Genomic DNA, 20,409 nt, shown 5'->3' with positions numbered 1-20,409 from the left:
TTATGAATTTTATTGAAATTAAAAATCTTGTAAAACAGTATTATACGGGCGCTGAAGAAGTGCGAGCCGTAAACGGCATCTCCATGAATATTCAGAAAAATGAATTCATTATATTGCTTGGACAATCCGGGTCGGGAAAAAGCACGCTTTTAACGGCTATCGGAGGACTAAACAAACCGACATCCGGCAGCGTTATTGTCGATCAAATAGATATATACCGTCTTAACAATTCGCGTCTCGCCGACTTCCGTAAAGAATATATCGGATTCATATTCCAAAATTTCCAATTGATGCCTTACCTGACCGTAGAAGAAAACATTATGATGCCCTTGTCAATTACGGAATTAAGTTCCGAAGAACAAAGAGCAAGAGTAGACGCCTTAATAAAAAAAATAAGTTTAACGGGCAAATCCAAGAGATTAATCCACGAATTAAGCGGCGGAGAACAACAAAGAGTCGCTATAGCAAGAGCGCTCGTAAACGATCCTCTGATAATATTGGCGGACGAACCGACGGGTAATTTGGATTCCCGCACCGGAGCGGCAATTATGGATTTGTTTTCGGAACTAAACGACGAAGGGAAAACGATTATAATTGTCACTCACAATAAAGAATACGTCCATTACTCAACGAAGTGCGTAGAGCTGCACGACGGCTCCGTCAAAAATATTGAAATCTTCAAAAACGCTATGGCGCCGGCGGAAATATGAAAGCATGTCTTAACATAGCGTTCATTTTTGCGCTTCTGGCGTATTCCGTCTTCACTTACGCCCAAATTCGACCCGACAGCGCAAATAGTTCAACCTCAGTTAACGATTCGCTCCTCTTTAATACGAACAACTCGGCGGCTCGCCCAAAAGAAAACGATTCAATATACGTTCAATCAGGGAATTTCTTTTTTGAAAAAAATATGTATCGCGAAGCAGCTGAACAATATTACGCCGCATACAGACTCAATCCCGAAAATAAGCCCTTAAAATTCAGACTGGCAGAAACCTATTATCTACTAAACGATTTTAAAGCGGCGAAAGAATTATTCGAAGAACTTCAGTATGAAACGGAAGACAACGCGATAATACCGGAATATCTGGGACAGATTGCAATAGCCGAAAGAGATTATCCTTCTATAAAAAAATATTTTAATCGTATCCTCGAAATAGACTCTACAAATATGGACGCCCTGAATACTCTGGGAGCGCTGGCAATGTTCAACGACGATAACTATACGGCGGAAGTTTTATTGAGGAAATCGGTTGAATTCCATCCGAGAAATATCAACGGACTGTATAATCTCGGAACGCTTTATTTATTAAATAATCGCTTTAATCAAGCGGAGGAATATCTTTTAAAGGCGTATTTTATTGACAGTCTGGATTCGAAAATAACGTACACGCTTGGATTGCTTTACATTGGCTTAGAAAGATACATAAAAGCCGAGCGATTTCTTAATATTTCTCTTTCTCTCCTGCAAAATAACCCGGACGCCTGGATAGCTCTGTATATTACGCAAAAAAAACTTAACAAACTCAAGGACGCCCGAAACGCTATCGAAAAGATAGAAGAACTTTTTCCCGACAATGCGCACATAAATCTATTGAAAGCCGACTATTATTATTCAACAAACGACTTAAACGAAGCAATCTATTACGCCGAAAAAGAAATTAAAAATAATCCCGAACAGATAATAGGCTATCAAATCCTTTCGACTCTATATAGACTGGCGGGCAATCCGGAAAAAGCCGGATATTATAAAAACATTATAAACAATAAGCCGCGATTATTGGATTCGATAGCCGTTCCTATAATAAATTATTTAGACATAGCGCTGATAATAACAAATTAACTTGAGGTAATCTTATGAAAAAACTAACGCTAATATTAACCGTTTCGCTTTTATTTCTGGCTGGCTGTATGGCGCCGGGATTTCATATGATAGGGATGCACTCGTCCGATCACGAAACGGCAGCCGTCGCTCCTATTTTCAAAGAAGTTATTTATAACGAATATAAGTTCAGCGCGGAATTTTCAACCGACTTCCAAACTAATCAGTCACATTACAGCCTGGAAATTTTCAATCTTTCCTCCGAAGATTTGGTAACTGATGCCGAAGCGCGGTTTGAAGTATTAAAGATTAGCGAGCCTCAGGAAACGCTCTTTGCAAAACCGTTATACCCCGACGGCTTAAAAAGGTTTTCCGTCAGCCGCCCCATTGAATCGGATCGTCAAATCGTAGGGCGGTTTTTAGTATACGCCGTCGAAGGAAAACAATTAGAAACTCCGCTGGAAATTTCTTTCGATTTTGATAAAATTCATTATAAACACAATCACGTCGGGGAGAACGGAATAAGCGAATGGTGGTATATAGGCGCCGCCGGCATGGCTGTAATGATGTTTCTATGGCATATATTTTAGAGCTCTTTTATCGATGCAAAGCGTAAAAATCACATATTTATTACCGTTTCTATTCTTTTTCATGTTTTTTTATCAAATAGCGGCAGTCGCCCAGAACGGGTGGTCGTTTACAACGCAAGTGGAATACACAGGTATTAGAAACGGCGTTATTAACAATACTATTCGAATAAGCGGCGCAGGCAATTGGAATATTGCGCATTCTACAGAACTAATATACGCCAGGGATAAAATCAACTCTTCAGCAAACGACGTTTTGACGGCTCGGAATATCTTTTACAATTTCCCCGCAAGCTCATTATATGGAGACGCGGAATCCAACGGCGAAGACGAAATGAATTCCGTTACGACAGCGATTAATTCCTATGCCAGGCTTCCTTTTGCGTTTTGCAACGAATATCGAGGCGATTATGAATATGGCTTTTCATTTACAATCCGAAAATATTTCGCTCATATGTACGGATTCGGAGGCGCCGGCTACATAATAATCAACAGCGCATCACATCCCGAATTCAACAGGGCGGCTGCATACGGAATCGGTATCGGCAAACGTTTCTACGATAAAACAATTAACGTCTATGTTTATCTGCACGGTTATAAAGCATACGACAATTTTTTCGATAACGCGGAATTCATATCTTGGGGAATAAATTATAATTTTTCGTTACGCACGACTTTTTTCCTCTTAAGCACGCTTGAAGTAAGCGAAATCTTCTCCGAGTACTCGTTTTCATACGGTCTTAAATGGAGTTTATAATAATTACAAAAAAGGAGCGTTTATGAATAAATTAAAAGTATTAATTATTTTACTGGCGCCAATATTAATAACGGCGCATGAAGGACACCAAAACAGCAAACCCGACACCGTCACAACTGTTAACGGGGACACAATCGCAATTAACGGGAAGCCCGTTTCCGCCCTCGCCGAAAAACCTAACGCGAACGGCTCCGAAGCGGAAGAGAAAACTTTCGAGTTGGATATTAGAAAATCATTATTTTCGCACCTGCACAACAAATTAGTTCATTTTCCAATAGCCTTTTCTCTTGCCGCACTTTTACTTATGTTTTTTTATCTAAAAGACGAGCGTTATAGACCCGCTTTGCTTGCGCTCGTATCATTGGCGTTCTTAACGGCTGTGGGAGCCTATTTTACAGGCGAACAACAGAAAGCGGCGTTTGAAAATACAAGCCGGTGGTGGGTAGCCGATTTACACGAGCTGTTCGGAATCATTACGTCCGTAACAATATTATTTTGGTTAATTTCTCTTTTATCCGTCAGATACAAAAAGATAACTATAATTTTATCTTTAGTCGTCGCCGCTCTGGTATTTGTAACGGGCTTTTTAGGCGGAACGTTAGCGCATTAAACATACATTCTAATATACGACATAACCCGATGGAACTAACATATAAAGACAAAAGCGAATTTCTCAGGGGCTTTTTAACGCTAATCAGAAAAGACGGCGCCATTTGCAATTACGAGCGAAAGATGGCTTTAATAATCGGCAGACATTTCGGTTTCGCCGAGGATTTTTGTATTGAAGCGTTGGACACTCTGCTCGAAAACGAATACATTTCCGAAGCCCCTCCTGTTTTTTCCAATAGGGAAGTCGCGCGTTATTTTATAAGCGAAACATACAATATCCTTGAGCAAATACACGAGCTGAGCTTAGCGGAACTAAAATGGCTCGATTCGGTATCGCAAGCAAATCACATCGACAGGCGCAACTTCCCATTTTTGCTTCAACTGTCGGAAAATTACTAAAAAGTCTGCAAACGCCGGAAAATTTATTTTTATGCGAATATCGCTTGCCTATATCGATCTACGATATTATGTTTCGATAACAAAAGGAATTTATTATGGAAGACAAATTATTAAAAGATTTGTTTTTGGGTTTTATCAAAGCGCATATTCTTCATCACGCAAATAAAGAGCGAATTTATGGACAGGAGTTTAGCGAAGAGTTAAAACGACACGGCTACCACATTTCATACGGAACTTTATACCCAATATTTCACAAACTTGAAGAGCAGGGATATTTAATATCCGAAACCGAAAATGTTAACGGGAAAATACGCCGTTATTATTCCATTACAAAAAACGGCAAAAAAATTTTAGAAAAAGCCAAACAACAGGCAAAAGAACTTGTTGACGAATTATACGAAATATAAAAAGGGGGATAAATGAACGCTTACAAAGCGCTCGAAATATGGACGGCTCAAACGCTGCTCGATTTAGGAATTCTTTTTTCAATTATCTCGGCTTTTCTTCATATAGGCAGACCATACTTTGAACGAATCTTATCAAGAATGACTTTGAGAGTAGCCGCCGATCTCTGGTGGTTAATCTACATTATTCTCAGAGACGGACTGCTGTTTTTTTCCGTACTCTTTATTTTCTTAAATGTGAATCTCGATTTGATGGCAGATATAAAAATCGGTTTGCCATTCGTACCGTTTGGTATGGTTGTCTTAGTAATTTCTCTAATTATAAAAGTATTCAGAAACACTGAAGATTATAATAAGCTTTCGAAAATAAATAACTACATTATAGCATTCGGAGCCTTTCTGAATTTTATTGGTTATGTGTTGGTGATGGAAGCTCCCGGAGACGAATATCCGGCAGCCAAACAGCCTTTCTGGCAAACGACGAAATCACTTCGTTCAAATCTTAATCCCGAACTTTCTACCGTAGTTTTTTACATAACCTTTGTATTGCTAATTCTAACATTTACTGCGGCGTTATATTATTTCTCCCGACAATTTAGAAGTAATACTACTGACAAAATAAAGGGAAAAGAAAATGTACAGGCTTAAGTTAAACGCAAAAGACTGCATCTCCTGCGGAATATGTACGGATGTCTGTTTAACAAAAGCAATTGATATGAGAATTCACAGCGGCAAATCAATTGAAGGTAATTATTTGTCATTTCTTGAATTCAACGATAAAACCAATAAAGAATCATTGCCTGAGAAAATGATGACATTCCCTTTCATGAAAAATTCAGAATTGTGCAACGGCTGTATGGTTTGCGTTGAGGAATGTCCTACTTCCGCAATTGCTATCGACTTACATATTAAAGCATATAATTCGTTAACTCACTGAAACGGCACTTAAATGCCTTTTTTCTTATTTACGTCCGGTATTCTTCCGAGATAATTTGATAAAAGACGCTCGACTTATCAAATAAACGCAAAATGCATAAGCTCTTATTATAGTAAGATCCTACGCCTTACAGAGGCAATTTCTTGCCGAAAAGCAATACATTCAAATGTACATTTAATTTATTCAAATAAAAATTAGAATACCAGCGTTTTATCCGAATCCACTGTCCATGCGGTTAATTCTGCCATTGCGCTTATTTGACATCCTTCAATTAAAGGAAGATTTTTTATTCCACGCGCATCGGCACAAGTGCCGCAAATTTTTACTTTTCCGCCTTTTGAAATAACGGACTTTAACATTCTTTCAATATTGTAATAGCCATTTGGCGTAGTTTGATTTGGCAAAGCGCATGTTGCGGCGTCTGCCATCAAAAATATTCTTACTTCCGCATCTTGATAATCTTTTTGAACTTGCATTGCAAGTCGAAGCGCATTGTATGCTTTTTCTGTTCCATATGGAGCGTCGTTGATAACGATTAAATACTTCATTGTTTCTCCTATGATTTACTTGTATGCAATAATTCCATAATGATATGGAGGCAGCGATATTTCTTTATTAATGATTTTAAAATTTGCCTTCAACAGCCATTCAATGCATTGAAGAGGCGTTGGACGTATCTCCAGCGATGGACCGCGCGGAGTATCCGTAGAATGGATCCAATGTATAACTCCAACTTTACCTTGTGATTTTATAATTCGATAAGCTTCATTTAAAAGAATTAAAGGATTTTCCGCATGAAGAATATTAAAGAGCATAACATAATCAACCGAGCTATCTTCCATTCCAGTTCCTTCATTTACAAAATCACGTTTTATTACTCTTATATTTGAAATATTTTCTGCTGTAATTCTTTCTTTCAACCGATTAATCATTTCATCATCGATATCAATAGCATGCAAAGTACCTTTAATAATTTTTGCCGCGGGAATTGAAAAAGTTCCGTAGCCCGAACCAAATTCAACCACGTCAAAAATTGTTTCATCTAGATGAAGCTTAGAAAGAATTAATTGCATATCAAAAAAAGATTCCCAATAGGATTCTTCCGGCATTCCGCTTTCTCTGATTTTCATCAAAGTCTTCAAACTCTCTTATATTTAAGCAACAAAAGTAACTATTTCACAATCAACTTCCCTTTAACCATTCCCATACCGCACTGAAAAACGTACTCGCCCGGTTTGTCTATTTTTAATTCAACCGGGATGGTTTTAAATGGAGTTAAAGTCGCGCGTTTATTGAAATCGGAAAACACAACTTCTTCGGTACAGCTGGCGGTTTCTTCTCTTATGAAATTGAGTCTGATTGGTTTACCGGCTTCGAAAATTAAAACATCGGGCGTGTATCCGCCTTTTACATTTATTACGGCTTCCTGAATTCCGGATTCGCTTGCTTCAACTTTAACCGCCTTTTTCTCGGAGAACCAGAAATACCAGGCTACAAGCGCGGAAAGTCCCAAACCTCCGAAAAGTACAATTATCTGGTCGATAGTCATTTTATTTTCTCCTTATAATTTTGGTCTAAATCTTCTCAGACGGTTGGCATTTGTAACCACCGTTACTGAACTGAAAGCCATTGCAGCGCCTGCTATAATAGGCGATAACAATATACCGAAGAAAGGATAAAGCATTCCGGCAGCTATCGGTATTCCGATCCCATTATAGAAAAATGAACCGAATAAATTTTCTTTAATATTTTTCATCGTCGCTTTCGAAAGTTGAATAGCCGTAACCACGCCTTTAAGACTTCCTTTAATAAGCGTAATATCCGAAGCTTCGATTGCAACATCAGTTCCGGTTCCAATTGCAAGACCGATATCTGCCTGCGCGAGAGCGGGCGCGTCGTTTATACCGTCGCCGACCATTGCGACTTTTTTCCCTTCGTTCTGAAGTTTCTGAACATTAAAAGCTTTGTCTTCCGGCAGAACTTCCGCAAGCACTCTGTCGATACCGACCTGTCGCGCAATAGCGTTAGCCGTTCGACTGTTGTCGCCGGTTATCATCACAACTTCAAGTCCCATCTTTTTCAATTGAGCAATAGCTTCTTTAGAATCTTTTTTAATTACGTCGGCTACGGCTACGATTCCGGCTGCTTTATTGTCAATTGCGACATACATCGGAGTTTTGCCTTCGTCAGCCAGGCTTTCGCTTACGGATTGCAGATCGCCCAGATCGATATTGAATTTCATCATTAATTTCAGATTGCCCAAAAGAACTTTTCTTCCGTTAATCTCCGCTTCGATGCCATGCCCGGGAATAGCATTAAAGTTTTTCGGATCGTACAATTCAAGATTTTTATCCGCTGCGCCTTTGACAATCGCTTCCGCAAGCGGATGCTCCGAAGCTTTTTCGGCGCTGGCGCTCAACGCAAGAACGGTATTTTTGTCAAAGCCGTTAACGGCGATTACATCAGTTAACGAAGGCTTTCCTTCGGTTATTGTTCCGGTTTTATCGAGAACAATCGTATCGAGTTTTTGAGCTGTTTCCAACGCTTCGCCGCTTCTGATCAATATTCCGTTTTCCGCGCCTTTACCTACTCCAACCATGAGCGATATAGGCGTTGCCAATCCCAGAGCGCAAGGGCATGCAATTACAAGAACAGTTACAAATACAATCAAAGCGTAGACTAATTGAGGCTCGGGACCGAAGATATACCAGACGACAAAAGATAAAATTGCCAGTATAATTACCGCCGGCACAAAATAGCCCGATACCTGATCGACTATTCTTTGTATAGGAGCTTTAGAACTCTGTGCCTGTTCGACCATCTGAATTATTTGAGCAAGCGCCGTATCCTTTCCAACTTTTGTAGCTTTGAATTTGAACGAGCCTGTTTTGTTGATTGTAGCGCCTATAACTTCGTCGCCCGCATGTTTTTCCACGGGAATCGGCTCGCCGGTAATCATCGATTCGTCAATTGAAGAAGAGCCTTCAATAACAATACCGTCGACAGGAATTTTCTCTCCCGGTCTTACGATTATTATGTCGTCCAGAACTACTTCTTCAACGGGAGTATCGACTTCTTTGCCTTCTCTAATAACCCGCGCTGTTTTTGCCTGAAGACCGATTAATTTTTTTATGGCTTCGGAGCTTTTTCCTTTAGCTTTAATTTCAAGCGCCATTCCAAGCACAACCAGAGCCACAACCACAAAGACGACGTCATAGAATTGATCGGCCAATTCCGCTTTGGGAAAGAGAGAAGGGAAATAAGTAGCTATTGTAGAATAAATCCACGCGGCGGAAATTCCGATTGCAATCAATGTATGCATATTTGCAGATCGATTTTTAAAAGCCGACCAGGCTCCGGTAAAAAATTGAGAACCCGACCAGAACATAACCGGCAAAGCAAGCAAGCCCATCGCCATCCATATGTAACGCAGAGTTTCGCTTCCGCGCTGAAATTCGGCCGGCAATCCCCACAGAGTAGGATAACTAAAAAACACAACCGGGATTGCCAGTATGCCTGCGAATATGAATTTTTTCATTAACGTTTTATATTCTTTTTCGCGGGCAATCTGATTTTCGTCAACCGGTTCTCCTTCTTTAGCCTTATCCGGTTTTACCCCTGCGGTATCGAACGTTTCATATCCTAATTTTTCTATTACCTTCTTAATGTCCGAGACATTAATCATTCCTGGTATATAATTTATAACCGCCGATTCGGTCGCAAGGTCGACGCTTGCCGAGATTACGCCTTTTGTTTCATTCAACTCTTTTTCAATTTTAGTGACGCACGAAGCGCAATGCATTCCGCCGATTCCCAACTTAAGTACGGAGCGGCCTGTTTTATATCCCGCTTTTTTGATCGCTTCGATTATATCGTCCGTTTTTACGCTTTCAGAATCGTAATCGACGTATGCAGTAGCGGTAGCGTAATTTACTACCGCCGATTTAACGCCGGGGAGTTTTTTAACCTCTTTTTCGATTGTAAGGGCGCAGGTCGAGCAATGCATATCAACGATTGGAAGTTGCGCTTTTTGAAGTCCGTATAACGTAGATCTGTACGAAGGCCCGTCGTCTTCGGATTTATTTATATAAGACTCCGGGTTAAGAGCAAACTTTTGCCGGCAATCTTCCGAACAAAACTCAAATATTTTTCCACTTAATTCCAGGTAAAACTGCGAAGGGCTTTTAACCTGCATTCCGCAAACGGGGTCGTAAGCAATATTTTTTTTCGTGTTTCGAGAGCTTTCCATTTCGTTGCCTCTACTAAAATAGTTTTAGGAAATATCTTTTTTAATGCGTTCGTATTCTTCTTTCGAAATTTCTCCCTTAGCGTAACGTTTTTTCAGTATTTCAAGGGGCGTTTCTTTAGGATAAACATTTTCCGACTGTTTTTGGTTGGTAGTTTTAATTATCAAATAAACAATAATCGCAATGACAATCAGCCAGAATATCCATCCAAATCCCATCCATCCAAATCCCATATCGTGAAACATGACAGTCTCCTTAATTATTTTTTGTGGTGTTTTTCGTGTTCGGATTCATTCATAACTTTTGTCGAATCCGATTTCATCATATCGTGATTCATCATTTTGTCTCCCATCATGCCCTTATCGCCGCGCATCATTTTCATCATCATCATATGCATGTCGGGGTTATCCATCATCATCTTACACATCTGCATCATGCCGGTGGAATCGCTTTTTACGTGTTCCATCATTTTCTGCATCATCATGCCTCTCATGTGTTCGTCCGATGCGATTTTATCCATACATTCCTGCATGTTTTTGTCCTGCATCATCATGTGATCTGTTTTTTTCTCTGCAGGTTTTTCCTGCGCATATAGCGCGATTGAAAAGATCATAACCGTTACGGTTACCACGGCGAAAGAAATTCTTTTTGTTAACATTTTTTACTCCTTTTGTTTTAATTTAGTTTATGCACAAGTTGCAAAAACCCTGCCATAATTTTTTGTTTGATTTTCATCGGAAATCAACGATTTAACAAACTATTAATTAACAATTTTAAAAAATATTTAGCTTTCTTAAATTCAACGCTATAGATTTCCATGTGCATGCTTTCCGCGCCTTTTTGTCGAAGTATTTTGTACGCGCCAAATTCACATCTTTATGAAGGTCGCGCTGAAATTCGATCATCGTTTTGTTTCGGCACGCAGGCGCGCCTGCACCAAACACAATTGCAATTAACGTGCATACATTGTTTATCAATCAACCTCGATTTATACCACATTTTTGCAATATGATAGAATATTTTTTTTGAAAACGAGGGATTGTAATGCTTTCTTAACGGCGGAATAATGTCGTCTAAATTTTGAAGTTTTTTTAGAATGTAAGAATATCCGGAATTCGTAAGATGAGCAAAGAGCCACCTGTTTGCTAAGGAAGTTCGAAGTTTCGGGAATAAATAATTTTTACATAGTTCGGCATAATCTTCATTCTTTATTATACTTTGAGCGGCATAGTAGCCTGAAAGCATCGCATATTTGATTCCGAACCCCCAAAGCCCATCCTGGAAACCGGCGTTCTCGCCTACGTAGAGTATTTTATTCTTTTTTGTTACGGGAGTAAAATAATTTACAAATCCGCCAAATTCTTTCGGGGAATTAATATCGATATCGATTTGAGATTTCAGAACATTTAGAGCCCGTTCGAAATAACGTCTCTCATTTTTAAAATCTTCGAACATACAAGTAGCAAAAGTGGCTCTGCCGTTATTAACGAGCAAGTAAGCGTAAGCTTTGGGAGCTATCCTGTTGTCTACAAAACCAATAAATTGGTCCTTAACCGAAGCGTTAAATATTATTCCCTTGGCAATAGCGTCAGCCGCTTTGGGTCCAGTGCCGGCTATTGTAATATTATCGGCAGCAGATTCAATTTTTTTATTCCAGACAATATTAACGCCCGCCTCCAAAGCCTGATGTTTAAGCCCCTGGTCGAGGGAATTTTTACCGCTTCCTCTTTCAATTAAATAAAACAATGGGCGTGATGTTTTAACCTGAATCCTTTCTCTTTTCGGACCGACAAAACACCCGTCGTTACCGCTGTAAGGGCGACATAAGAAATTAATTTCGACGCCGATATTTTTCAGCAATTCCAGAGTATCCTGTTCATCCGACCAATTTTCTAATCCCTGGTAGTCGCCGTTGAATCTTAAGCCCACATCGGAATTTTGTTCATACACATCTACATTATAACCGGCTTTTTTCAACGCAATTGCGGCAGTTAAGCCTCCCGGACCCGCGCCGACGATTGATATAGTATTGTTATCGCGCATAGCGCCATCTTATCATTCAATGATGATGCGAATGCCCCGGTTCTTCATCTTTTTTTATATAATTCTCCGGCTGCTGGTCAAATTGTATTCTGCATAAATCCGAACAGAAATAATATTTTTTCCCTTCGTAATGAGACGCCGGCGCTTTGTCGATGTCTTTAATTACCATACCGCATACCGGGTCCTGAATTTGACGCGTATCTTTTGTTTTTCCGTGTTCCATTTTATCCTCCTGTTTTATACGACTATTTTAAAATTTCTACGGCTTTCTATTTTAGCTGCAGCATCCGTGGCGTCTGCCCGAATGATTATGTCCATGTGATTGCTCATGTCGATGTTCTCTCATATCGCTATGAGGGTCAGCTTCGACTTTTCTGTTTCTGAAATAGCCGATTAAGCCGAAAACCGCTATTAAACCGAATACAAACAGCAAAAAATCCATTTTATCCTCCGTTCCGTTATGATACGTTCAATATTGCAAAAAGCATACCCGAATATTATTATCGTAAAAACGTCAAATTTTCCGGTTTTCGGTTTATTCGTCGAAACAAAATTTAATTTTCTTAAAAGCGAATTAAGAAAATTAATTTAGAGGCTGTCGATTACCTTCCTTAATTTTGCTTGAATTTCTCCCGCTATCGGACTTAGCGATTCATTTTTAATCGCCTGCATCGAAGCTACAGGGTCTACAGCCGCCACTTCTATTTTGTTTTCTTCCTGTTCTATTACAATTACATTGCACGGCAGCATTGTCCCGATTTTATCTTCGGCCTGAAGAGCCTTGTATGCATAAGGCGGATTGCATGCGCCTAATATTTTATACTTTTTGAAATCGACGTCTAATTTCTTTTTTAATGTTTCCTTAACGTCAATTTCCGTAAGAACGCCGAATCCTTCAGACTTGAGCGCTTGCGTAACCTTTTCTATTGCGTCTTCGAAGTTGGCTTCGATTGTTTTTGTGAAATAGTAACTCATTTTTTACTCCTATTTATTTGATGTAACCGTGTTCCAGATTTAATATCGACTCTCTGTCGTCGAAATGTTTATTCCAAACTTGTTCGATTGAATAGACGATCGAAAATTGAATTCTGTGCTCGTTATTCGTAATAAGGCACGCCGTCCATACGCCACGGCGCATGCATACCATGCCAATGGATTGTATGGTTTAACTCGGTCTTATTCCTGAAGATAACTCTGACATTGTCGCCTCTGTTTACACGTATTTCAGGTCCGGGAACCGAATTATTAAAAGCGAGGGTGTGAATAACAAACCCAGGCGCAATTTCGCGCCGTGCAATATCAATAAAAAGTTCATATTCTTTTAGAATCCCGTTATTTCTGACGGGCTCCAGTACATTGGGGAAATTTTTCTTATTACGCTCAACGGCTTCTTTCCCTAACAGGTCGGCCGGCATAAATGCGGCGGCGGAAATAATAGCGGCGTTGTTTATAAATTCCCTCCTTTTCAAGGGCGCCTCCGTTAATTTATTTTAAATACGCTTCATTCTATTTTTTATTATCTGCATGAATCGGGATTAATTTGGGAACAGTTTACATTATTCGTTATTTTGAAATTATTGCCCGCCGTGTCAAAGTAAAGTTAAAGAATTCTATACAATGAATCAAAGCTCCAAACAATCAGATATATATTATGTTCCCGAATTACGGTCGACGCTTATCATTGTTGACGCTTCTCTTTATTTTTAATTTTAATATATTTTTCCGGACTCAAATCGAATTTTGCTTTGCATGTTTCCGAACAGAAAAAATATGTTTTGCCTTTATAGACCGACTCCTGAGCCAGAAGTATATTATGAATAACAATGCCGCAAACGGGGTCGGCTATAAATTTACCGCTGTTATTTTTATTCGCTTTGCCATCCATACCCATTCCATCGTTAGATTCATCAAATTGCTTATCAGTACATGAGCGGAATATAATACAGGGCAATCAGAATCGATAACCTTTTATATAAAGCATCGACTTGTCGCAATCGCATTTATCCGGCTTTATGCCATTCAATTCGATTGACGAATCAAAGAAATCGACGTAACTTTCGGGAGCTTTGACGAACAACGATTTGCATTTGGGGCAGCAGAAATAGTACATCCTGCCATTATATGCAATCCGCGGCGCCGATTCGATGTTATTCAACTCCATTCCGCATACCGGATCGATTTCCATTTGCTTATTCTCCTTTTTCGAAGAAATAATTGTCTATCCAGTTATAAATAAGCATAAAAAAGAATCCCAGAACCCAGCCCCAAATAAACGCCGCAGCCAGTCCTCCCAATACCGTATAAATAGTAATTGAATCGACAAAAGGCATCATGGTTCTAATATAAGGCAAGGCGTCGATATCGGAAACGAGCGTTTTAATAATCGCCAAAAGGAACAACGCCGCTCCCGCTACGCCTGTAATGATACCGAAATAAACGGAACTATATTTTTTCATCTTCTCCTCCTACGATATTTCAGCGTTCTTGGACTTTTCAAAATAATTCAACGTCCCCGAAATTATTAAAGCAGTATAAGCGCTATATATAATAATTTCGACGATGCCGAGTAAGTAACTATAGAAATTCAAACTTTTGAATCCGGGCAACAGTATCTCCCATATTTTTATCATGCTGTATTGCGGCGGCATTAAAATATCGTAGACGACGCACAGCGTAAATACAAGAATCAGAAAGACTGCAAACGATAAGAAAAGACTTTTGAACCTGAGATATATCAACTTAGACTGGTAAGAATTCTTTTTGAATTTATCGCGCAGCAGATAATTGTAGATTGGAACCGTAATATAGCCGAATGCATAAGATCCGACCGACACTTCCAGAAGACCAATTAAAATACTGAGAGAATCGAGACCGTTAAATCCCGGTAAAAACAAAAGCCATATTTTGTGCATCTGCCAGATAGAGTTGCTTCCCGAGTCGGCTAAAATCAGACCGATGCTTATACAAATACCGTAGAATATAGTGAAAATAAAAAAGAGCGACACCGCTACCGGATACGGTTCTAACCTTTTCATAACTTCCCCCTTCTTTAAGATTTCAATTATCGGGGCGGACCTTAAATTGTCCGCCCTAATTAAATTACATATGGACTTTACTGCTTCTGAAAGCGCTTGTCCTCTTTTGGAGCGTCCGCTTTACGGCGATAACTTTCGCATTGTAAACGTCGAAACCGTGCCGTTTGGATTTAAGAAACCGGCTCGGTTTTTTAGCGGAATAAATCTCCGCCTTCGTCGAGCGATATTTCATTGCGTTAAAGTTTTTTCCGTAGATATCGGCATTAATGCCGGTAAGTATAAGAGCGGCTGCTAAAAAGGCGGCGGCTTTAAAGAACCTGAGTTTCATGTGCTCCTCCGTTAATTGTGTCCATACGCTAATATGCAACTGTCGTGCCATTGTCAATTATTCATTTTCTATCCATTTACAGCCATTTGTCGCCGGTCATTTAAATAATCTTAAATATTTCTTTAAATATTTTTAATGATTATTTCCGCTGACTTATCCGTTTTGCCGGATTTCCGTCGGGACTCAGTTTCTTAATTCCGGACTACAAACATTGCCGAGCGAAATAATCTTCAGAGCGTCGCTTTAAATTGCGAGCTTTTTAAGACTAAAAAAGCGTAAGTTTGTAAACTTATTCCGATAGCGGAATGTTTTTATTATGTCAACTAATTGACAATACATTTACAAAATAAAGATTATCTTTATGCAAGCGCAGATTTGTTTTAAAATCGATTGTAAAAGCGCATTATACAATCCAACCAACAACATAAAAAGGAGTACGCTATGAAAATCTTCAAATTAACCCTTATCGTTTTATTGACCGTTTTTATTACGGGCATTCAGGCTCAGGACAAGAAAGACGACCACGAAGCCAAATGCAAAATGATGGTCGAAAAAATACAAAAGACCGACGCCAACAAAGACGGCAAAGTATTCGCTTGTCCCAAGTGCGAAGTTTACCAGGATGAAGCGGGAAAATGTTCCAAATGCGGAGCCGAGCTGCACGAAATGACCGTCGACGAAGTTCATAAAGCAATCTGCGGAAAAGAGAAGGATCACAATCATAAAATGGAAATGAAATCCGCTAAGGATTACGACAAGAACAAGGACGGAAAAGTATTTCAATGCTCAATGTGCCCGAATGAAATTTCAGACGAGGCAGGAGAATGTCCTGCATGCGGCATGAAATTAAAAGAGGTTTCCGTAGACGACGCTTGCAAGAATTTAACGAAAGCGAAAGAAAAGATGGAAATGAAAAAGAAAGAAATGAAATAATTTATAGAGCGCCCGCCGTTCTTAAGTCCGGCGGGCTTTTTCAACATCCGCAAACGTTCGACATTCTAACCGATATTATAAATTTCGACTTATCGTATCTGTCGTTGTAAATACGTTCCATCAAAGCAAATATCTTGTCCGACTCTCCTTTAATAATGGTCGACATTTCGCCGATATTATATTCGAGTCCGCATTCTCTTATGATGTCAAGGACGGTTTCCACTTCGGCGATATAATCGTGAGATTGAACCGGAACGAATGCGAATTCGCAAGTCATTATTTTTTTTGCCATAGCGCCGCTATAAATCCCGGTTTGTTACTTTTAGCGTATATTTTTTCTTTTTCGACAGACGGTTCGCTTTCGTCCGGCGGAGTGAATAATGTTTTCTTTATTTCGATCAGCTCGCCCGGATGAATCGAACGGATTTCGTCAATATCGAGTAATCCGGCGTATTTAAAAACGGTGTTTTCCTTAAAATAATCCGATTGGTACAGTTCGCCCCAACCGCTGTTCTTATTAATGAATCCGATTACAATCTTACCGCCGGGTTTAACGACTCTGAATATTTCATCGATCCCTTTTTGACGATTGCCGAAGAATTCGACAGCCGCCACACAAATTGCCGAATCGAAAATATTGTCGTCGAACGGCAACAGCGAAACGTCCGCAAAAACAAAATTGATTTTTAAATTGCGAGAAGCGGCTTTCCATTTGGCAATTTCAATCATATTCTTGGAATTATCAACCCCGGTTACAATACAATCCCGCCCGGCAAGTTCAATCGAATAATTCCCAGTGCCGCATCCGACATCGAGAACGGTTTCGCCGGGCGACGGATTTAACAACGAATAAATTGCTTGCTTTTCAAGCAGGTTGACAAAATTGCCCAACGGCGTTTCGTACCATTGGTCGTACTTATCCGCCTCGGAATCGAAAACTGCCATAATATACCGTTTTAATTTTTACGGTCAAAAATACGATTTTATTGCGATAAAGGGATTACCTGTTGTACTCGTCGACCGCTTTTTTCTCCAACTCTTTTTTCATTTCTTTCGGGAGAATTACTGTTTCATAAAATTTTCCGTCTTTGCCCTTTTCGTTTGGAGCCGAAAGGAATAAACCGTTGGCGCCGTTTACCAACCGGAACCCTTTAATTACAATACCGTCGTCGGTTTGAATATCAAAAAACGCGACGGTTTTTCCCCCGCTCTGAACCTTGCTCATTCTGAGTATTTTCATTTTTAACTCCTGCTTATTAAAACAAATAATTAACAGGAAAAGACAATTCCGGGATGCGATTCAGCGGCTACTCATTTTTTGAATTATTCGCCCTGCATGCAAAAACAAATTAAATATTTTTTTGGTTTTTGTCCACATTAAATATTACCAAATTGCCAAGATTACCAAATTGCCAAGATTACCAAATTACCAAGATTACCAAATTGCAAGATTACCAAGATTGCAAGGTTGCCAAATTGTAATGGAAGATTCTTAAATATCCTTTTCAGAATAAAGTCTGTCAATAATCGAATTGAAGAGGCTTAGAGGCGCACACCGAGTTTATCGAAGCGTGGATTGAGTAAAGATACGAACACACACTGAGTCTATCAAAGTGTGAATTGAGTGAAGATGCGAACGCACACTGAGTTTATCGAAGTGTGAATTGAGTGAAGATGCGAACGCACACTGAGTTTATCGAAGTGTGGATTGAGTGAAGATGCGGGCGCACACTGAGTTTATCGAAGTGTGAATTGAGAGAAGATGCTGGCGCACACTGAGTTTATCGAAGCGTGAATTGAGATAAGATACGAGCGCACGCTGAGTTTATCGAAGCGTGAATTGAGTGAAGATGCGGGCGCACACTGAGTTTATCGAAGTGTGAATTGAGTGAAGATGCGGGCGCACACTGAGTTTATCGAAGTGTGAATTGAGTGAAGATGCGAACGCACACTGAGTTTATCGAAGCGTGCATTGCGGAAAGATGTTGACGCACACTGAGTCTATCAAAGTGTGAATCGAGTGAAGATACGAACGCACGCTGAGTTTATCGAAGTGTGAATTGAGTGAAGATGCGAACGCACACTGAGTTTATCGAAGCGTGCGGAATAATCAACATAACATTACCTGCAACTGTTGCCTCAACAAAAAAGATAATATAACCCTCCCCACTAGATAGGGACATAACACTTAAAGCGATTAACTTTTGATTAACCGTCGTTAAACGGGATTAAGGAGAACCGGAAAAACAACGCTGCTAAAGAACTTCTTGAAGATTTTTAATCCGACAATAAAATTTACATAGACCTGGAATGTATCGACAACCGGGAACTTTTTTCCGAAAAAAATTACGATAACATTATATTGTCTCTCGCTTCACCGGGACTAGATTTCAAAGAGAATGCGCTTATCGGCATAGACGAAATACAACTCCTGCCGGGTATAGTTAGCGCAATCAAATATTTATACGATAATTATCGAATAAAATTTATTATAACCGGCTCAAACAACTATTACATAAATAATTTATTCGGCGAGTCATTAGCCGGGAGAAAAAAAGTTTTCGAGCTGAGTACGCTTCGACAGGCTCAGCGTTCGTGCAAATGCTGTAAGAAAAGTTTCGTATTCAGTACATTGATTTTATCGCGAAATATTACTTTGTAAGCATTCAAACTGAGTGTACACATACTTCGCTTCGACAAGCTCAGCGTCCGGCAAAGCAATTCTATCCGCCGGAGTCGGGTACGATTAATCCCGCATTCTGCGGGACGGCTCTCTAGCCTATCGGCTAGTTCGCCAGACTCTATTTTCGAAGCGAACCCGTCCCTGAGGGTGAACGGTGACGCTTCGACAGGCTCAGCGTCCGCTAGAACTTAGCAGAAATACCGCTTCGACAGGCTCAGCGTCCATGCAAAGCTATTCTACCCGTCGGAGTCAGGTATGATTAATCCCGCATTCTGCGGGACGGCTCTCTAGCCTATCGGCTAGTTCGCCGGACTCTATTTTCGGAGTGAACCCGTCCCTGAGGGTGAACGGTAACGCTTCGACAAGCTCAGCGTCCATGCTAAGCAATTCTACCCGTCGGAGTCGGGCATGATTAATACAAATATCGCAAACCAATTTTGTAACATCGGATTTTCGGAGTGAGCCCGTCGACTGACGGACGAACGGAGACCCCGCTGTAAGCGGGGCAATTCTACCTGACGTGTCGGGTACGATTAATCCCGCATTCTGCGGGACGGCTCTCTAGCCTATCGGCTAGTTCGCCGGACTCTATTTTCGAAGCGAACCCGTCCCTGAGGGTGAACGGTAACGCTTCGACAAGCTCAGCGTCCATGCTAAGCAATTCTACCCGTCGGCGTCGGGTACGATTAATCCCGCATTCTGCGGGACGACTCTCTAGCCTTCCGGCTAGTTCGTCGGACTCTATTTTCGGAGTGAGTCCGTCGACTGACGGACGAACGGAGACCCCGCTGTAAGCGGGGCAATTCTACAATAGTACGATTAAGACTGTAAAGGATCGCAACGGCAAGGTAATTAGAAAAGCATTTCAATTCTACAATAGTACGATTAAGACATTGAAGATGATTCTTGCAGTCATACGGCACACATAATTTCAATTCTACAATAGTACGATTAAGACCCTACCCTGAAGACGTTCTTATTGAATACATAGAGATTTCAATTCTACAATAGTACGATTAAGACTCGCTTTTTATCCGCTCCCTCCACATCCCTTGCAAATATTTCAATTCTACAATAGTACGATTAAGACTGCTCGACCCTAACGCCGCCGATTATCAAATATATCATTTCAATTCTACAATAGTACGATTAAGACACGAATTAACAACGGTATTTTGGGTGCCATTAGAGGCAATTTCAATTCTACAATAGTACGATTAAGACGACCACTTACGGATATTGCACTATACTCGAAGATTAATTTCAATTCTACAATAGTACGATTAAGACGAATTGACCCTTGCCGAGTGTATTGAGTACGACAAGACATTTCAATTCTACAATAGTACGATTAAGACTTTTCTTTCTCTCCCTCACTCATCTAATTACCCTGAATTTCAATTCTACAATAGTACGATTAAGACTCGCAAATCTTCTCGTATAAGTTCAAGCTCCCAATATATTTCAATTCTACAATAGTACGATTAAGACGGCAATCGCCGGTTGTGGTATGGAGATATAGAAGTTAATTTCAATTCTACAATAGTACGATTAAGACTTCTTCTTTAACGGCCAGGAATCTGCAACTGAATTCGCATTTCAATTCTACAATAGTACGATTAAGA

30 protein-coding genes and 1 CRISPR repeat array (1 of these 31 running past the window's edge) are annotated in these 20,409 nt (G+C 40.0%); of the genes, 11 read left to right on the top strand and 19 right to left on the bottom strand.

All coding sequences use genetic code 11. From position 1 onward, the window contains the following. The first annotated feature begins 2 nt into the window (after positions 1–2). From ACOYVE_RS02425 to ACOYVE_RS02385, 9 genes are all read left to right on the top strand, one after another. Entirely contained in the window at positions 3–710 is a 708-nt protein-coding gene (locus tag ACOYVE_RS02425; RefSeq protein ID WP_014855457.1) for an ABC transporter ATP-binding protein, read from the top strand. Then, positions 707–1,843, top strand: coding sequence for a tetratricopeptide repeat protein (locus ACOYVE_RS02420; protein ID WP_014855458.1), 1,137 nt, complete (start codon positions 707–709; stop codon positions 1,841–1,843). The genes ACOYVE_RS02425 and ACOYVE_RS02420 overlap by 4 nt, the downstream gene beginning before the upstream one ends. 14 nt (positions 1,844–1,857) lie before the next feature. Further along, entirely contained in the window at positions 1,858–2,412 is a 555-nt protein-coding gene (locus ACOYVE_RS02415; protein WP_014855459.1) for a hypothetical protein, read from the top strand. 13 nt (positions 2,413–2,425) lie between these two features. Continuing rightward, complete coding sequence (locus ACOYVE_RS02410; RefSeq protein WP_014855460.1) at positions 2,426–3,166, top strand: hypothetical protein; 741 nt, start codon at positions 2,426–2,428, stop codon at positions 3,164–3,166. A gap of 22 nt (positions 3,167–3,188) precedes the next feature. Beyond that, positions 3,189–3,776, top strand: coding sequence for a DUF2231 domain-containing protein (locus ACOYVE_RS02405; protein WP_014855461.1), 588 nt, complete (start codon positions 3,189–3,191; stop codon positions 3,774–3,776). Positions 3,777–3,805: 29 nt separating this feature from the next. Further along, positions 3,806–4,174 carry a hypothetical protein gene (locus tag ACOYVE_RS02400; RefSeq protein ID WP_014855462.1) on the top strand — a complete coding sequence of 123 codons (369 nt, stop codon included), beginning with the start codon at positions 3,806–3,808 and terminating at the stop codon, positions 4,172–4,174. 95 nt (positions 4,175–4,269) lie between these two features. Next, positions 4,270–4,581 carry a PadR family transcriptional regulator gene (locus tag ACOYVE_RS02395; protein WP_014855463.1) on the top strand — a complete coding sequence of 104 codons (312 nt, stop codon included), beginning with the start codon at positions 4,270–4,272 and terminating at the stop codon, positions 4,579–4,581. Between the two features lie 12 nt (positions 4,582–4,593). Then, the gene (locus tag ACOYVE_RS02390) at positions 4,594–5,226 is read left to right on the top strand and encodes a hypothetical protein (RefSeq protein WP_014855464.1); all 633 of its coding nucleotides are present in this window, start codon (positions 4,594–4,596) and stop codon (positions 5,224–5,226) included. Further along, positions 5,213–5,515 carry an ATP-binding protein gene (locus ACOYVE_RS02385; RefSeq protein WP_014855465.1) on the top strand — a complete coding sequence of 101 codons (303 nt, stop codon included), beginning with the start codon at positions 5,213–5,215 and terminating at the stop codon, positions 5,513–5,515. Before ACOYVE_RS02390 ends, ACOYVE_RS02385 begins: the two co-directional genes overlap by 14 nt. Before the next feature lie 194 nt (positions 5,516–5,709). Here the strand turns inward: ACOYVE_RS02385 and ACOYVE_RS02380 are convergent, their stop codons facing one another. The 16 genes from ACOYVE_RS02380 to ACOYVE_RS02305 form a co-directional block, all read right to left on the bottom strand. Continuing rightward, positions 5,710–6,063, bottom strand: a complete 354-nt coding sequence (locus ACOYVE_RS02380; protein ID WP_014855466.1) for a DsrE/DsrF/TusD sulfur relay family protein — start codon at positions 6,061–6,063, stop codon at positions 5,710–5,712. A gap of 15 nt (positions 6,064–6,078) precedes the next feature. After that, on the bottom strand, positions 6,079–6,645 hold the full coding sequence (locus tag ACOYVE_RS02375; protein WP_422880654.1) for a class I SAM-dependent methyltransferase: 567 nt from the start codon (positions 6,643–6,645) through the stop codon (positions 6,079–6,081). A gap of 41 nt (positions 6,646–6,686) precedes the next feature. Beyond that, complete coding sequence (locus tag ACOYVE_RS02370) at positions 6,687–7,064, bottom strand: cupredoxin domain-containing protein (RefSeq protein ID WP_014855467.1); 378 nt, start codon at positions 7,062–7,064, stop codon at positions 6,687–6,689. A gap of 12 nt (positions 7,065–7,076) precedes the next feature. Then, positions 7,077–9,764, bottom strand: coding sequence for a heavy metal translocating P-type ATPase (locus ACOYVE_RS02365; RefSeq protein WP_014855468.1), 2,688 nt, complete (start codon positions 9,762–9,764; stop codon positions 7,077–7,079). A 24-nt stretch (positions 9,765–9,788) separates the two neighbouring features. Continuing rightward, positions 9,789–10,007: an SHOCT domain-containing protein gene (locus ACOYVE_RS02360; protein ID WP_014855469.1), complete on the bottom strand. Its 219-nt coding sequence runs from the start codon at positions 10,005–10,007 to the stop codon at positions 9,789–9,791. Between the two features lie 14 nt (positions 10,008–10,021). Then, the gene (locus ACOYVE_RS02355; RefSeq protein ID WP_014855470.1) at positions 10,022–10,420 is read right to left on the bottom strand and encodes a hypothetical protein; all 399 of its coding nucleotides are present in this window, start codon (positions 10,418–10,420) and stop codon (positions 10,022–10,024) included. Between the two features lie 218 nt (positions 10,421–10,638). After that, positions 10,639–11,805, bottom strand: a complete 1,167-nt coding sequence (locus tag ACOYVE_RS02350; RefSeq protein ID WP_014855471.1) for an NAD(P)/FAD-dependent oxidoreductase — start codon at positions 11,803–11,805, stop codon at positions 10,639–10,641. Between the two features lie 16 nt (positions 11,806–11,821). Beyond that, positions 11,822–12,028 carry a YHS domain-containing protein gene (locus ACOYVE_RS02345; protein WP_014855472.1) on the bottom strand — a complete coding sequence of 69 codons (207 nt, stop codon included), beginning with the start codon at positions 12,026–12,028 and terminating at the stop codon, positions 11,822–11,824. A gap of 51 nt (positions 12,029–12,079) precedes the next feature. Then, entirely contained in the window at positions 12,080–12,247 is a 168-nt protein-coding gene (locus ACOYVE_RS02340) for a hypothetical protein (RefSeq protein WP_157867297.1), read from the bottom strand. 146 nt (positions 12,248–12,393) lie between these two features. Next, positions 12,394–12,780 (bottom strand): DUF302 domain-containing protein, encoded by a 387-nt coding sequence (locus ACOYVE_RS02335; protein WP_014855473.1) that lies wholly within the window; start codon positions 12,778–12,780, stop codon positions 12,394–12,396. A gap of 122 nt (positions 12,781–12,902) precedes the next feature. Then, on the bottom strand, positions 12,903–13,274 hold the full coding sequence (locus ACOYVE_RS02330; RefSeq protein WP_014855474.1) for a multicopper oxidase domain-containing protein: 372 nt from the start codon (positions 13,272–13,274) through the stop codon (positions 12,903–12,905). A gap of 209 nt (positions 13,275–13,483) precedes the next feature. Beyond that, on the bottom strand, positions 13,484–13,690 hold the full coding sequence (locus ACOYVE_RS02325) for a YHS domain-containing protein (protein ID WP_014855475.1): 207 nt from the start codon (positions 13,688–13,690) through the stop codon (positions 13,484–13,486). 66 nt (positions 13,691–13,756) lie between these two features. Beyond that, positions 13,757–13,990, bottom strand: coding sequence for a YHS domain-containing protein (locus ACOYVE_RS02320; protein WP_014855476.1), 234 nt, complete (start codon positions 13,988–13,990; stop codon positions 13,757–13,759). A gap of 4 nt (positions 13,991–13,994) precedes the next feature. Continuing rightward, positions 13,995–14,261 carry a hypothetical protein gene (locus ACOYVE_RS02315; protein ID WP_014855477.1) on the bottom strand — a complete coding sequence of 89 codons (267 nt, stop codon included), beginning with the start codon at positions 14,259–14,261 and terminating at the stop codon, positions 13,995–13,997. Positions 14,262–14,270: 9 nt separating this feature from the next. Next, positions 14,271–14,840 (bottom strand): hypothetical protein, encoded by a 570-nt coding sequence (locus ACOYVE_RS02310; RefSeq protein ID WP_014855478.1) that lies wholly within the window; start codon positions 14,838–14,840, stop codon positions 14,271–14,273. 64 nt (positions 14,841–14,904) lie between these two features. Continuing rightward, entirely contained in the window at positions 14,905–15,168 is a 264-nt protein-coding gene (locus ACOYVE_RS02305) for a hypothetical protein (RefSeq protein ID WP_014855479.1), read from the bottom strand. Between the two features lie 441 nt (positions 15,169–15,609). On the opposite strand from ACOYVE_RS02305, the gene ACOYVE_RS02300 reads away from it, so the two are divergent. Next, a complete protein-coding gene (locus tag ACOYVE_RS02300; protein ID WP_014855480.1) occupies positions 15,610–16,101 on the top strand; it encodes a heavy metal-binding domain-containing protein in 492 nt (163 codons plus the stop codon). A gap of 40 nt (positions 16,102–16,141) precedes the next feature. Here ACOYVE_RS02300 and ACOYVE_RS02295 read toward each other — a convergent pair whose 3' ends face one another. From ACOYVE_RS02295 to ACOYVE_RS02285, 3 genes are read right to left on the bottom strand one after another with little or no spacing between them, the layout of a single operon-like run. Further along, entirely contained in the window at positions 16,142–16,393 is a 252-nt protein-coding gene (locus ACOYVE_RS02295; RefSeq protein ID WP_014855481.1) for a YkoF family thiamine/hydroxymethylpyrimidine-binding protein, read from the bottom strand. Continuing rightward, positions 16,378–17,046, bottom strand: coding sequence for a class I SAM-dependent methyltransferase (locus tag ACOYVE_RS02290; protein ID WP_014855482.1), 669 nt, complete (start codon positions 17,044–17,046; stop codon positions 16,378–16,380). The genes ACOYVE_RS02295 and ACOYVE_RS02290 overlap by 16 nt, the downstream gene beginning before the upstream one ends. 55 nt (positions 17,047–17,101) lie before the next feature. After that, on the bottom strand, positions 17,102–17,341 hold the full coding sequence (locus ACOYVE_RS02285; RefSeq protein ID WP_014855483.1) for a septation protein SpoVG family protein: 240 nt from the start codon (positions 17,339–17,341) through the stop codon (positions 17,102–17,104). Positions 17,342–18,394: 1,053 nt separating this feature from the next. Between ACOYVE_RS02285 and ACOYVE_RS02280 the strand changes: the two genes are divergently transcribed. Then, positions 18,395–18,763, top strand: a complete 369-nt coding sequence (locus ACOYVE_RS02280; RefSeq protein ID WP_081489450.1) for an AAA family ATPase — start codon at positions 18,395–18,397, stop codon at positions 18,761–18,763. Positions 18,764–19,580: 817 nt separating this feature from the next. Further along, positions 19,581–20,409: a CRISPR direct-repeat array (repeat unit 30 nt; unit sequence ATTTCAATTCTACAATAGTACGATTAAGAC); it runs 1 nt beyond the window's last position.

Source organism: Melioribacter sp. (genome assembly GCF_049325435.1).
Classification (GTDB): Bacteria; Bacteroidota; Ignavibacteria; order Ignavibacteriales; family Melioribacteraceae; genus Melioribacter; species Melioribacter roseus.
Note: the sequence above shows the minus strand (reverse complement) of the source record. Positions and strands in the feature narration are given on the sequence as shown.